At 70.9% G+C, this 13,203-nt stretch carries 11 protein-coding genes and 4 pseudogenes; 7 read left to right on the forward strand and 8 right to left on the reverse strand.

The window, feature by feature from the left end; all coding sequences use genetic code 11:
* Positions 1–141: 141 nt before the first annotated feature.
* Positions 142–765, reverse strand: a pseudogene (locus tag ACFVZW_RS34985) (TetR/AcrR family transcriptional regulator); the annotation flags it as partial.
* A 156-nt stretch (positions 766–921) separates the two neighbouring features.
* Here ACFVZW_RS34985 and ACFVZW_RS34990 point away from each other — a divergent pair.
* The 5 genes from ACFVZW_RS34990 (at position 922) to ACFVZW_RS35010 (ending at position 8,554) form a co-directional block, all read left to right on the forward strand.
* Positions 922–1,764 (forward strand): urea amidolyase associated protein UAAP1, encoded by an 843-nt coding sequence (locus tag ACFVZW_RS34990; protein ID WP_384530247.1) that lies wholly within the window; start codon positions 922–924, stop codon positions 1,762–1,764.
* On the forward strand, positions 1,761–2,414 hold the full coding sequence (locus ACFVZW_RS34995) for an urea amidolyase associated protein UAAP2 (protein ID WP_384530250.1): 654 nt from the start codon (positions 1,761–1,763) through the stop codon (positions 2,412–2,414). The genes ACFVZW_RS34990 and ACFVZW_RS34995 overlap by 4 nt, the downstream gene beginning before the upstream one ends.
* Positions 2,411–5,998 (forward strand): urea carboxylase, encoded by a 3,588-nt coding sequence (uca, locus tag ACFVZW_RS35000; protein ID WP_384530252.1) that lies wholly within the window; start codon positions 2,411–2,413, stop codon positions 5,996–5,998. The genes ACFVZW_RS34995 and uca overlap by 4 nt, the downstream gene beginning before the upstream one ends.
* Positions 5,995–7,689, forward strand: coding sequence for an allophanate hydrolase (atzF, locus tag ACFVZW_RS35005; RefSeq protein WP_384530255.1), 1,695 nt, complete (start codon positions 5,995–5,997; stop codon positions 7,687–7,689). Before uca ends, atzF begins: the two co-directional genes overlap by 4 nt.
* Before the next feature lie 127 nt (positions 7,690–7,816).
* On the forward strand, positions 7,817–8,554 hold the full coding sequence (locus tag ACFVZW_RS35010; protein WP_384530258.1) for a class I SAM-dependent DNA methyltransferase: 738 nt from the start codon (positions 7,817–7,819) through the stop codon (positions 8,552–8,554).
* A gap of 177 nt (positions 8,555–8,731) precedes the next feature.
* Here the strand turns inward: ACFVZW_RS35010 and ACFVZW_RS35015 are convergent, their stop codons facing one another.
* Positions 8,732–9,139: a DUF5958 family protein gene (locus ACFVZW_RS35015; RefSeq protein WP_384530261.1), complete on the reverse strand. Its 408-nt coding sequence runs from the start codon at positions 9,137–9,139 to the stop codon at positions 8,732–8,734.
* Between the two features lie 419 nt (positions 9,140–9,558).
* A pseudogene (locus ACFVZW_RS35020) lies at positions 9,559–9,768 on the reverse strand (transposase family protein); the annotation flags it as partial.
* A gap of 101 nt (positions 9,769–9,869) precedes the next feature.
* Here ACFVZW_RS35020 and ACFVZW_RS35025 point away from each other — a divergent pair.
* Positions 9,870–10,652, forward strand: coding sequence for a class I SAM-dependent methyltransferase (locus tag ACFVZW_RS35025; RefSeq protein ID WP_384530264.1), 783 nt, complete (start codon positions 9,870–9,872; stop codon positions 10,650–10,652).
* Between the two features lie 141 nt (positions 10,653–10,793).
* On the opposite strand, the pseudogene ACFVZW_RS35030 reads toward ACFVZW_RS35025, so the two are convergent.
* The 5 genes and pseudogenes from ACFVZW_RS35030 to ACFVZW_RS35050 all read right to left on the reverse strand — a co-directional run.
* A pseudogene (locus tag ACFVZW_RS35030) lies at positions 10,794–11,000 on the reverse strand (IS5/IS1182 family transposase); the annotation flags it as partial.
* 42 nt (positions 11,001–11,042) lie between these two features.
* A pseudogene (locus ACFVZW_RS35035) lies at positions 11,043–11,408 on the reverse strand (helix-turn-helix domain-containing protein); the annotation flags it as partial.
* A gap of 99 nt (positions 11,409–11,507) precedes the next feature.
* Positions 11,508–11,852 (reverse strand): hypothetical protein, encoded by a 345-nt coding sequence (locus ACFVZW_RS35040; protein WP_384530267.1) that lies wholly within the window; start codon positions 11,850–11,852, stop codon positions 11,508–11,510.
* Between the two features lie 121 nt (positions 11,853–11,973).
* The gene (locus ACFVZW_RS35045; protein WP_384530270.1) at positions 11,974–12,447 is read right to left on the reverse strand and encodes a hypothetical protein; all 474 of its coding nucleotides are present in this window, start codon (positions 12,445–12,447) and stop codon (positions 11,974–11,976) included.
* Complete coding sequence (locus ACFVZW_RS35050) at positions 12,444–12,614, reverse strand: hypothetical protein (RefSeq protein ID WP_384530273.1); 171 nt, start codon at positions 12,612–12,614, stop codon at positions 12,444–12,446. The genes ACFVZW_RS35045 and ACFVZW_RS35050 overlap by 4 nt, the downstream gene beginning before the upstream one ends.
* 192 nt (positions 12,615–12,806) lie before the next feature.
* Here ACFVZW_RS35050 and ACFVZW_RS35055 point away from each other — a divergent pair, with 192 nt between their 5' ends.
* Positions 12,807–13,148, forward strand: a complete 342-nt coding sequence (locus tag ACFVZW_RS35055; protein ID WP_384530276.1) for a barstar family protein — start codon at positions 12,807–12,809, stop codon at positions 13,146–13,148.
* Positions 13,149–13,203: the final 55 nt, after the last annotated feature.

The following is a 13,203-nucleotide window of genomic DNA, read 5'->3' on the forward strand; positions in this document are numbered from 1 at the left end:
GGGGCGGGCGCCGCGCGGCGCCCCCCCCCCGCGCGGCGCGCTGTCTGTGTTTCCCCGGGGGGGCGGGCCCCCCCCGGTGCGCCGGCCGCCCGCGAGGAGCTGCTGCCCCTCGCGGCGCAGTCGTGTCAGGGAGCGCTGCGGCACGCCCGCCACGCGCAGCGCCGCGTCGGCCGTCGCCGCCGCCAGGGCTCGCGGGTCGCGGGCGGGGTCGGCACGCCGAATGAGGATCACGCTCTCGGTGAGGCCGAAGAGAAGGTCGGCGCGCAGCGCCAGGTCCTCCGCGCCGAGCGCCGCCCCTGGCTCGGTGGCGGCCAGCAACTCCTCGTAGAACGCCTTGAGTTCGGACCGGACGCGGTGGAAGGCGGCGAAGCGCTCCGCCCGCACCTCGGGCAGCAGGTACAGCGCCCCGAGGTTGTGCGGGCCGCCGCACAGCAGCGCCGCGTCGGAGTGGCACAGGGCCCAGAGCCGCGCCTCCGGGGGCGCTTGCGTACGGGACACGAGCTCGCGCGCCACGTCGAGGGAGGGGCGGACAGTCCCTTCGAGGAGTTCCGCGAGGATCGCTTCCTTGCCGTCGAAGTAGTGGTAGAGGGATGCCTGCCGCAATCCGGCGCGCTCGGCGATCGTCCGGGTGGAGGTCGCGGTGTAGCCGCTGGTGGTGAAGAGCTCGGCCGCCACGGCGAGGACTTCTTCGCGCGGCTCAAGGCCGCCGGCGGGACGCTTCTGGACCCGTGGGCGGCCGACTCTCCTGCTGGTGGGCGTGCTCACTCCCCGATCCTCGCACAGGGCCGGAGGACACCTCTGGCCGCGCCCTCGGGTGAGCTTCCGGTAACCGACCCGAAACGCCCGGGCAATGGCCGCGAAGCGCCCGCTGCCTAATTTCTGTCGAGCGACAGAAATGAGCTCCCGACCGGAGGTTGAGCCATGGCGACACCGTCAGCGACAGCATCGGCGTACGGCGCGCGCGACCATGCCCGCGCCCAGGCGGGCACAAGGGTCGACGCCATGCCCGTACTGCCCGCGAGCAGTTGGCCGACGCCTCCCGAGGGTGTCGCCACCGGCGACATCGTGTGGGCCGAGATCGTGGTGGGCGGCAACTACACCCACAAGGTCCTCGCGCGGGGCACCGAACTGCGGCTGACCGACCTCACCGGCGACGCCTGCGCGCACCTCCTCCTCTACAGCGCCGACCGCCCCTGGGAGCGCCTGAACGTGGCCGACACCGTCAAGGTGCTCTGGAACGCGTACCTCGGCGAGGGACACCTGCTCCTGTCCGACCAGGGCCGCGTCCTCGCCACCCTCACCGCGGACAGCTCCGGCCGGCACGACGCCCTCACCGGCACCTCCACCCTCGCGCGCAACACCCGGCGGTACGGGGACGGGACCCCTCAGTCCGCATCGCCGGCGGGCCGCGAGCTGTTCAAGCTCGCGGCCCTCAAGAACGGTCTCGCCCCGCGCGACATCCCACCGTCCGTCTCCTTCTTCCAGGGCGTACGGGTCGCCGAGGACGGCACCACCGAGTTCACCGGCTCCGCGGGCCCCGGAAAGGCCGTCACGCTGCGTGCCGAGCAGGACGTGACCGTCCTCATCTCCAACGTCCCCCATCCCTTGGACCCGCGCCCCGCGTACACATGCGGAAACCTCGAGGTCCTCGCGTACCGGGCTGGTCCGACCGCCCCCGGCGACCCACTGTGGGACGCCACCCCCGAGGGCCGCCGTGCCTTCCTGAACACCGCCGACCACCTCACCGCCCGGGGGATCGCATGACCACCACCGCCCTTCCCGGCCGCGTCGTCTCCGAGGAGACCGTCCCCGCCCGCGCCGCCGCGTCCGCGGTCGTACGCAAGGGGCAGCTGCTGACCATCACCGACCTGCACGGCAACCAGGCCGCTGACTTCCTCCTCTACGACGCGCACGACACGTCCGTTCGCTACAGCGCCCCGGACACGATCCAGGCCCAGGAGTCCCTCTTCCTGACCACCGGCTCGGTGCTGCTGTCCAACGAGCACGTGCCGCTGATGACCGTCGTCGAGGACACCTGCGGGCGGCACGACACCATCGGCGGCGCCTGCTCCAAGGAGTCGAACACCCTCCGCTACGGCCATCACACCTGGTCGCAGCATGCCTGTGTGGAGAACTTCCTCGCCGAGGGCAGCAAGCACGGACTGGGCAAGCGCGACCTGGTCTCCAACATCAACTGGTTCATGAACGTGCCGGTCGAGAAGGACGGGACACTCGGCATCGTCGACGGCATCTCCGCCCCGGGGCTGAAGGTCGTGCTGCGGGCCGAGACCGACGTCCTCGCGCTGCTGTCCAACTGCCCGCAGATCAACAACCCCTGCAACGGATTCGACCCGACAGCCGTACGGATGACGATCACCGAGCCGGGCGAGAGCGACGAGGACGGAACCCGATGACGTTCGACACCCTGCTGGTCGCCAACCGCGGCGAGATCGCGGCACGCATCATCCGCACCGCCCGGCAGCTCGGACTGCGGACCGTCGCGGTGTACTCCGACGCGGACCGCGGCACGGAGCACGTACGACTGGCCGACGAGGCCGTCCGGCTCGGTCCCGCGCCCGCCAAGGAGTCCTACCTCGACGGCGACCTGGTCCTGAAGGCCGTCAAGGACACCGGTGCCGGCGCCGTCCACCCCGGCTACGGCTTCCTGTCCGAGAACGCCGACTTCGCACACCGCTGCGCCGACGCCGGCATCGTCTTCGTCGGCCCCACCCCCGAACAGCTCGAGCTGTTCGGCGCCAAGCACACCGCGCGCGCCGCAGCCCGGGCGGCGGGCGTGCCACTCGCCCCCGGCACCGGACTCCTCTCCGATGTGGACGCGGCCCTCGCGGCGGCCGAGGAGATCGGCTATCCGGTGATGCTCAAGGCGACCGGCGGTGGTGGCGGCATCGGCATGCAGGCCTGTCACGGCGCAGCCGAACTCGCCGGCGCCTGGGAACGGGTGCAGCGCGTGGCCGCGGCCTCCTTCTCCTCCGCCGGCGTGTTCCTGGAACGGCTCGTGGAGCGGGCCCGCCACGTCGAGGTGCAGGTCTTCGGCGACGGGCAGGGCAAGGTCGTCACCTTCGGCGACCGCGACTGCTCGCTGCAGCGCCGCAACCAGAAGGTCGTGGAAGAGGCCCCGGCGCCCGGTCTGCCGGACCACGTCCGCCGCCGACTCGCCTCGGCCGCTGTGGACCTGTGCGCGTCGGTGAACTACCGGTCCGCCGGCACGGTCGAGTTCGTGTACGACGCCACCCGCGAGGAGGCGTACTTCCTGGAGGTCAACACCCGCCTCCAGGTCGAGCACCCGGTCACCGAGGAGATCTACGGAGTCGACCTCGTGGCGTGGATGCTGCGCCTCGCGCAGGGCGACACCGCGGTCGTCACCGAGCCCCCCGCTCCCAAAGGCCACGCGGTGGAAGCACGTGTCTACGCCGAGGACCCGTCCCGCGACCACCGGCCCAGCGCGGGCCTGCTGACCCGCGTCGCCTTCCCCGCCGGCGTCCGCGTGGACTCGTGGGTCGAGACCGGCACCGAGGTCACCACCGCGTACGACCCGATGCTCGCCAAGGTCGTCGCACACGGCGCCGACCGCGCCGAGGCGCTGGACCGCCTGGACGCGGCGCTCGCCGCGACGCGCGTCGACGGCATCGAGACCAACCTCGGCCTGGTGCGGGCCGCGCTCCGGGACGGGGACGTACGCTCCGCCCGCCACTCGACCGCTTCGCTGGCCGCCGTCACCGACCCGACACCGCGCATCGAGGTCGTCGCCCCGGGCACGCTGACCACGGTGCAGGACTGGCCCGGACGCACCGGCTACTGGCAGGTCGGCGTCCCGCCGGGCGGGCCGATGGACGATCTCTCCTTCCGACTCGGCAACAGAGCGCTCGGCAACGACGAGGGCGCGCCCGGCCTGGAGTGCACCCTCCAGGGCCCCTCCCTGAAGTTCACCCACCCGACGACCGTCTGCGTCACCGGTGCCCCCGCGCAGGTGACGATCGACGGCACCCCGGTGCCGCAGTGGGAGCCGGTCACCGTCGAGGCGGGACGGACCCTCGCCGTCGGAGCCCCCGACGAGCATGGTCTGCGCACCTACGTGCTGTTCGCGGGCGGCCTGGACGTACCCGAGTTCCTGGGCAGCGCGGCCACCTTCGCCCTCGGCCGGTTCGGAGGACACGGCGGCCGCGCCCTGCGCGCGGGCGACGTCCTGCACGGCGGCGAGGCCCGCGACGGCACCTCCGGCGTCCCCCTCGGCGACCGTCCCGACTTCGGCGGGGAGTGGGAGGTCTGCGCGGTGGAAGGCCCGCACGCCGCCCCGGAGTTCTTCACCGAGGACGACATCCGCGACTTCTACGCCGCGGACTGGAAGGTGCATTTCAACTCGGCGCGCACCGGCGTCCGTCTGATCGGCCCCAAGCCGCGCTGGGCGCGCCCGGACGGCGGCGAGGCGGGTCTGCACCCGTCCAACATCCACGACACGCCGTACTCCGTCGGCGCCGTCGACTACACCGGTGACATGCCCGTCCTCCTCGGCCCCGACGGGCCCTCTCTCGGCGGCTTCGTCTGCCCGGCGACCGTCGTCACCGGGCAGCGCTGGAAACTCGGCCAGCTCCGGCCCGGAGACACCGTCCGCTTCCTTCCCGTCACGGCGGAGGCGGCAGGCGAACTGCGCCGGAACCCGGTCGCGGCGCCGCATGCCGACCGCGACGCCGTCGTCGACGGCGGCATCCTCGCCCGCCTGGAGAAGACGGGGGCGCGCCCGTCGGTCACGTACCGGCGCAGCGGCGACGACAACCTCCTCGTCGAGTACGGGCCCATGCAACTCGACCTGGCGCTGCGCATGCGCGTCCACGCGCTCGCGGAGGCACTGGCCGCGCGGGAGCTCGCCGGCATCGTCGACCTGACCCCGGGCATCCGCTCGCTCCAGATCCAAGTGGCCCCCGACGTGCTGCCGCAGCACGAGCTCCTCGACATCGTGCTGCGCGTGGAGGAGGAACTCCCCGCCACCGACGAGCTGGTGGTGCCCAGCCGCATCGTGCACCTGCCGCTGTCCTGGGACGACCCGGCGACCCGCGAGGCCATCGCCCGCTACACGGCGGGCGTACGCGACGACGCCCCGTGGTGCCCGTCGAACATCGAGTTCATCCGCCGCGTCAACGGCCTGGCGACGGTCGACGACGTCCATCGCACCGTCTTCGACGCCGAGTACCTCGTCCTGGGCCTGGGTGACGTCTACCTGGGCGCGCCCGTCGCCACCCCGCTGGACCCGCGACACCGTCTGGTCACCACCAAGTACAACCCGGCCCGCACCTGGACCGCCGAGAACTCGGTCGGTATCGGCGGCGCCTACCTGTGCGTCTACGGAATGGAGGGCCCCGGCGGCTACCAGTTCGTCGGCCGCACCACGCAGGTGTGGTCGGGCTGGCAGCAGCGCGGCGCCTTCGAGCCCGGCAAGCCCTGGCTGATGCGCTTCTTCGACCGGATCAAGTGGTACCCGGTCGGGCCCGAAGAACTCCTGGAGCTGCGCGCCGACATCACCTCCGGCCGGTTCGTGCCGAAGACCGAGGAGGGCACCTTCTCGCTCGCCGACCACCAGGCCTTCCTCGACGAGAACGCCGCATCGATCGCCGCGTTCCGAGCCCGGCAGAGCGCCGCGTTCGGCGCCGAGCGCGACGCCTGGGAGGCTGCCGGCGAGTTCGCCCGCGCCGAAGCGGCCACCGAGGTCGCCCCGCCGGCCGCCGACATCGAGGTGCCCGAGGGCGGCTGTCTGGTCGAGGCAGAGTTCACCGCCTGCGTCTGGCAGGTCAACGTCGAGGCCGGCGACCGGGTGTCGGCCGGTCAGCAGCTGATCGCGCTCGAGGCGATGAAGATGGAGTCACCAGTACGGACCCCCGCCGACGGCATCGTCGCGGAGGTCCTGATCAAACCGGGCAGCCAGGTCGAGGCGGGCACCGCGCTCGTCGTCCTCGCTCCCGTCGTGACCGCGGAGGCATCAGCATGATCACCGCAGTGGAGCGGGTACGGGCGGCATACGCCCGCAACGCGCAGGTGGACCGGCCCGAGGTGTGGATCGGTCTTCGCCCGCAGGAGGACGCGGAGGCGGATGCCGCCGCGGTCGACGCGAAGGCCGCCGCGGGCGAGCGGCTGCCGCTGGCCGGAACGGTGTTCGCCGTGAAGGGCAACATCGACGTGGCCGGGCTCCCGACCACCGCCGGCTGCCCTTCGTACGCCTACCGGCCGGAGGCCGACGCCCCGGCGGTGGCGCGCCTGAAGGCGGCGGGCGCGGTGGTCCTCGGCACCACGAACCTCGACCAGTTCGCGACCGGCCTCGTCGGCACACGCAGCCCGTACGGCCCGGTCCGGAACGCCGTCGACCCCGCGTACGTCTCGGGCGGCTCCTCGTCCGGCTCGGCGGTCTCCGTCGCGCTCGGCATCGCGGACTTCGCGCTCGGCACGGACACCGCGGGCTCGGGCCGGGTCCCGGCGGCCTTCAACGGCATCGTCGGCCTCAAGCCGACCCGCGGTCTGGTGCCGACCGAAGGCGTCGTCCCGGCCTGCGCCTCGCTCGACTGCGTGACCGTGTTCGCCCGTACGCTCCCCGAGGCCGAGCGGGCGCTGTCCTTCATGGCGACACCAGCGGGGCGCGAGCTCCCGCCCCTGGAGCAACGCGCCCCGGGCCCGTGGCGGATCGCCGTCCCCGAGCCCGAACAGCTCGGCGAGATGGACAAGGGCTGGGCCGAGGCGTTCCAGGCGGCAGCCACCCGGCTCGCCGACGCGGGCGCCGAGCTCCTGCCCGTGGACCTGACGCCGTTCACCGAGGCGGCCGCGATGCTCTACGAGGGCGCGTTCGTCGCCGAGCGCTACGCCGCCGTCGGCGCGTTCGTCGACGGCCACGCGGGCTCGACGGACCTCGACCCGACCGTGGCCGGGATCATCTCCCGGGCCCGGGACATCCCAGCCCACCGGCTCTACGCCGACCGGGAGAAACTGGTCTCCCTGCGCACCAGGGCCCTGGCCTCGCTGGGTGACGCGGACGCGCTGCTCCTGCCGACGGCTCCGGGGCACCCGACCCTCGCGGAGGTCACGGCCGACCCCTTGAGCACGAACGCCCGGCTCGGCCGGTTCACCAACTCGACGAACCTGTTCGACCTGGCGGCCGTCGCCGTACCGGCAGGCGAGGTGAACGGGCTGCCGTTCGGCGTCATGCTGATCGGTCCGGCATTCACGGACGAGCGGCTCACGCACATCGCCGGCCTGCTCACCGCCCCGCCGCTACGGCTCGCGGTGGTCGGTGCGCACCTGTCCGGGCAGCCGCTGAACGGCCAGCTGCTCTCCCTGGGCGGCCGACTGGTGCGCACGACCACGACCGCCCCCGCCTACCGGCTGTACGCGCTGAACACAGTGCCGCCCAAGCCGGGGCTGGTCCGGGCCGGCGAGGGCGGTGCCGCGATCGAGGCCGAGGTCTGGCAGCTGCCCGCCGACGGGCTCGGCGCACTCGTGGGGGCGTTGCCGCGCCCGATGGCCCTCGGCAGCGTGGAGCTCGCGGACGGAACCTTCGTGACCGGCTTCCTCTGCGAGCCGGAGGCCCTCGCCGGCGCCCGCGACATCACCTCCTTCGGCGGCTGGCGCGCGGCCCTCTCGGCCCTCCCCGGCGCCGATCGGGACTGGGCCCTCCGTCACCCCACAGGGTGAGGGCTCCTGCCAGGACGTCTCACGAAGCCGGCCTAAGGATCCTCACGTAATGATCTTCAGGATGGTTGGCACGTGCAGGGTAAATCCGTTCGACAGCGCCCTTCGGCACCTGGCAAATTGGCCGTCCGTGACGAGCAGTGAGCTGTGGACCCGTGCGACCGCCGACCGCTACGACGCCGAGGAGGCCGAAGCGTCCTCGGCTGCCGTTCTCGGACCGACTCTCGCCTTCCTGGCCGAGCTCGCCGGAGACGGCCGGGCGCTGGAGTTCGCCATCGGGACCGGACGAGTAGGCGTCCCGCTGCGGGAACGCGGCGTGCCGGTAGTGGGCATCGAACTGTCCGAGCACATGGCAGCCGTGCTGCGGCGCAAGATCGACGAGGACACTCTCCCGGTAGTCATCGGGGACATGGCTGCCACCGCCGTCCCCGGCGAGTTCACCCTGGTCTATCTCGTCTACAACACCATCACGAACCTGCTCACGCAGGACGAGCAGGTCGCATGCTTCCGCAATGCCGCACGTCATCTGAAGCCCGGCGGCCGATTCGTCATCGAGCTGGGCGTGCCGCCGCTGCGGTTCCTGCCGCCCGGCCAGGTCGCGGTGCCGTTCGACGTCTCGGAGCAGCATCTCGGCTTCGACACCTTCGACCTCGTCGAGCAGATTCTCGTCTCGCACCACTTCACCCGCGACGACGACGGCCGCTACCGCCGCGACAACTCCCGGCACCGGTACGCCTGGCCGGCAGAGCTCGACCTGATGGCACGGATCGCCGGGCTCGAGCTGGAACGTCGCGTCGCGGACTGGGACGGGACGCCGTTCACCCAGGACTCCGCGAAGCACATCTCCGTGTGGCGCAAGGCAATCTGAGGCCGACCACGGGTCCGTCGACGTAAGCCGCTGTAAATGGTGGCAGTTGACCTGCCCTCAAGGCAGTCGCAGGCGACCTGTCTGGCAGTACGCATGAACAGGCAGGTACGTCGATCGAGCGGACGCCCGAGGGGAGCTCTCCGGGCGGCCCCTCGGCTTGTTCCGGCACATGCCCGATTACGGGGCAGCGGTCAGGTGGTGCCAGTGGTGTCCGCAGCCGTCGATACGGCACCGTGCCCTGCGTCTCGCGTCCGCGACGGCGAGCAGGGCGATCAGCAGACGGAAGGCCTTCATCCGCTCGTGCTGGGGGGTCAGCCCGGCGATCGTCCCCACCTGGTGCTCGATCCGCCCCCGGACGAGCAGGACCGCAGGAGTGTGGGTCGGCCGGAGACCGGAGCGACGGATGCTCTCCAGAGCCTCCTCAGGGGTGGGATGGGCCTGGAAGCAGAACGCCGCCAGCAGACGCAGCGTCTCCGTCTGTTCGTCCTCGGGCAGGGCCGTGAACCACGCGATCCCCTCGTCGAGCGGGTGCAGATCCTGGGCGAGCGCGTTCAGGTAGTCGCCGGTGCCCGGTATGTATCCCATGGCCTTCCCTCTCCTCGGATGTCCGCCCATCGTCATCCGCGGGACCCCACCACCGCATCCCCTTATCGCAGCCCGGAGCCAAGTGACGACGGGCCCTCGGTACGTCCCGCCTCGTCTTCGCCGGCGCAGCTCGCGGTCGACGGCTCGCAGCGACGTCTCCCGGGATCCCTCGTCGGTGCCTCACGGCCGGGCAATTGTCTCTTGGAAAGCCGACAGCGAGGCAGTCGTCGGGCAGCACGCGCCCCGCACCCGACGGACGTAGACGGACGGTGCTGCCAGACCACGCTGCCGGAGCCAATCGCCGCACGACACCCGTGCTGCCATGCCTGTTTCCCGGACAACCCATTCGCCGGGTTTCCGTGTCTGCGGCAGGGTCAGGCAGATCGCTCAGGGAGTGAACGTCACTTCGCCATGTGCGTCCCGAAGCGTGGGGCGAGCTGTCGCAGCGTCAGGTTCGTCCGCCAGTACGCGACGACCAGCAGGACCCGGTCCTCCAGCAGGAGACTCCATGGCTGGCCCTTTGAACAGATTCTGCACCGCCCGCGCCGTGACGCGGAGATCAGCTTGCCGCACTGCCGTGGGCCAAGAGCTCTCGCGGATAGGCGGCAGGCAGGCAGGTCGACCGGCAGACAAGGCAGGCATAGGCTCCGTGATCACGGAGTCGTGACGCTCTGTGACTCACGTCGAAACTCGGATGCGGGCGCCGCTCTCGCCTGCCACTCTCGGGCCCATGCGTACGTTCGAAGAGCTCTTGGAGGAAGGCAAGGCCGTCCTCACTGCGGGGTGGGACTTCTCTTGGTTCGCCGGTCGCGCCAGCGAGCAGCGGCCGTCCTGGGGGTACGCGAGGCTGCTCGCCGAGCGGATGGCGAAGGCCGCAGCCGGACTCGACATCCAGACGGGCGGCGGCGAGGTGCTGGCGTCGATTCCCGTCGCCCCGCCGGTGCTGGCGGCGACGGAGTCCTGGCCCCCGAACATCGCGATCGCCCGCCGCACCCTGGCGAAGTTCGACGCGGCCGTCGTCGAGACCGAGGACGCGGCCGACCTGCCGTTCGCAGAGGAGTCGTTCGACCTGGTGGTCAGTCGGCACCCCGTGGCGACCCGCTGGGACGAGGTACGACGGGTGCTGCGTCCGGACGGCGTGTACCTGGCCCAACACGTCGGCTCCGGCTCGGTGCGGGAACTGACCGAGTTCATGATGGGGCCTCAGCCGCTGATGTCGCGGCCGATGCCGGTGACCACCACCTATGCCGGTACGAGCCCGATCGCGGCGGTGGCCGCCGCGGAGGCGGTGGGTCTGGACGTCGTCGACGTGCGCCAGGAAGCCCTCCGGATGGAGTTCCATGACATCGCGGCGGTGGCCCACTTCCTGCGCAAGGTGATCTGGATCGTCCCCGGCTTCACGGTGGACGCCTACCGTGACCGCCTGGCGGAGCTCCACTCCTTCATCGAACGTCATGGTCCGTTCGTGGCTCACTCGCAGCGTTTCCTTGTCGAGGCTCACCGGCGGAGGTAGCGACAGCTTTGGACCTGTTGCCCGCGGTCCGCGGCTGCGCCGGTCGCCGTACCCACGCGGGAGGTCTCATCATGAAGCGGTTGCGAGCCCGACCGGCTGATGAGCCATTACGCAGTCACTCGGACAGGGGGCTGCTCATGGTCAGCGTCGGGGGCGTGTGTCCCAGCGGTGGGTGGTCCAGGCTCGGCGGTTCAGGCTATGGATGATGATGATCGTGTCGGCAAGGTCGAAGAAGGCTTCGATGACGCTGGTGCGGCGTTCGTGGCAGCGGGCGAGGTGGTGGAAGGCGTTCTGCCAGGCATGGGTGCGCTCGATGTGCCATCGCCGGGTGGCCTGCACCGGTGCCCGAGTCACCCAGGGCTTGAGGGCGTCCCGCGCGAGCCAGCGGCGCACAGTGGAGGCCGACCGGAAGGGCACGATGCCGCGCTTGACGGCCTCGCGGGCCAGTTCGGGCGTGGTCGAGTGGGACAGCGGGGTGTCGGTCTCGGCGGGCAGTCGGCAGGCGAGGGCCGTGACCTGGGCAGCCTGTAGCGGGGTGAAGGAGGGCGGGCGTCCGGTGCGCTTGCGGTCGGCCAGGCCCGGCATGCCCAGGTCGGCGAAGCGGCTCCGCCACGTGCGCACGCTGTCCAGGTGCACGCCGACCCGCTCGGCGATCCGCGTGTTCGGCAGCCCGCGGGCCACCAGCACGATCTGCGCGTGCACTCGAAGCCGGTACTCGGTCTTAAGGCCAACTCCCGCTTCCAGGCCGGGCTGCATGCAGGCGAGTTGGGGCTACCCCGCTAAAACCAACTAAGTCCGCTGAATTGGGCTATCCAGGAAGGACCCGTTGCCGTGATCACACCAGTCAGGGCGTGATCATTCCACTGTTTCAGGTTCTCCCTGCTCGAACGCGATGCGGCAGCGTTCTACCTGGTCGGCCACCTGCTCCATGAACCAACGCATGATTGCGTAGGGGACAGTGCGCTCGTCAGGGCTGTAGACGCGGACGGTCGGTTGCAGGTTCGGGTCCTCGTCCGGGACAAGCGCCACCAGGAAGGCAGCACCGGGCAAGTGCGTCACCGCGGCGTTGGGGTTCTCGTCCCCCTTGGCCGGCGCCGGCACGGCCTCGCTCAGCTCCACGGCCCAGGCGTCGTCGGACAAGGCGTAGTGAAACAGGACGGCGTAGTGACGACCTGTATGTTCTTGCAGCTCCCATGGCATGTCAGCAGGCTGCCACAGCTGCCGAGTCGGAGTCTCGCGGGTACCCCGGCTCTCGCCTGGGCACAGGCAGTCGGTCGTGCCCGGAACGGGCTTCGAGCACCTACGGATGAGTCGACTGCGATCAGCGTCGGCTCTGCTGCTTCAGGTTGATCCGAGCGGTGTTGCGGATCCGCTTGGTGCGACCGCTGTCGGTGAGGATTTCGAGTGCGGCGGCGTTCGACGCTTCGGCCGTCTTGAGTTGGAGCCAGTCGGACGAGTCGAGCAGGGCGTCCGGACGCCACGGTCGCTGCAGTGTGATGGCTCGGAAGAGGGACCATTCGCGCAGGCGCCGGGTCAGGAACGGATAGTGCGTCGTGGCTTGGGTCATCTTCTCGGCCCACGGTTCGTAGGCGGGTCCGCAGTGGAGTTCGGCAGCTCGGCGGTCCAGGTGTCGCAGGACGGCGGACTGGGCCATCGTCCGGTCCGGGTCGGTGAGGACTTCGCTGACCACATCGACCTCGTCGGCCTCCGTGGCCTGCTCAAGCTTGCTCAGGTAGTCCCAGAAGCGGAGGTGCTCGGCCGGCTCCTCCTCCTGCGAGGCGTCGAGCTGATTCATGCAGCCTTCTCCTGTCGCTCGACCAGCGCGCCGTTCTCGACCGTGGCACCCGCCCGGGCGAGGGATACCAGGTGGGCTCCGGTGATCCGGCAGGCGCCCTCGCGCACGATCTCGTCGATCAGGGAGCCGGACTGGGTGGAGCTGTCGTCGGTGACTACGCTGAGCACGGGCGTGCCTTCCCGACCCGCGCTGCGAACGCGGGCCTGCTCGGTGACCATCAGAGGACTATTCGCGAAGGTACGCCCTCCGCGTGCCTCCCGGAACCGATCCACAGCTCTTCAGCATTGCTCAGAGGAGGGTGGCGATGGACACAGTGCCCTGGTTGCACGTGATCCCGACACAAGGCACCCTGCCTGTCGATCGCTGTCTTCCAGGAGTTCTACGAGGGGCTGAGGCTGCCTGATTACTTCGGGTGGAACTGGGATGCCCTCTCTGACTGCCTGCGCGATCTGACGTGGCTGCCCGCGGATCGCTACGTACCGATCGTCGAGGCTGCGAACGAGGCGCTGGCGAGCGATGACTCCGCACGTCAACTGCTCTTCAAGACCCTCCGACAGGCCGGCCGGCGCTGGTCCTACACGCAGCGGCCCGAGGGCATCGAACTCAGCAGGTTGGTGGTCGTCCTGACCTGCGACGGCGCTTCCCTTCCGGACCTGCGGGCACAGCTGGGATCATGTTCGGAAGAGACGGCCGCGTCATAGGGGCGGCTTCATCTCACAGACCAGAGGCGGCGTCGGGCGGGAGCGGTCGCGCCGC

It is taken from the genome of Streptomyces sp. NPDC059567 (assembly GCF_042735655.1).
Classification (GTDB): domain Bacteria; phylum Actinomycetota; class Actinomycetes; order Streptomycetales; family Streptomycetaceae; genus Streptomyces.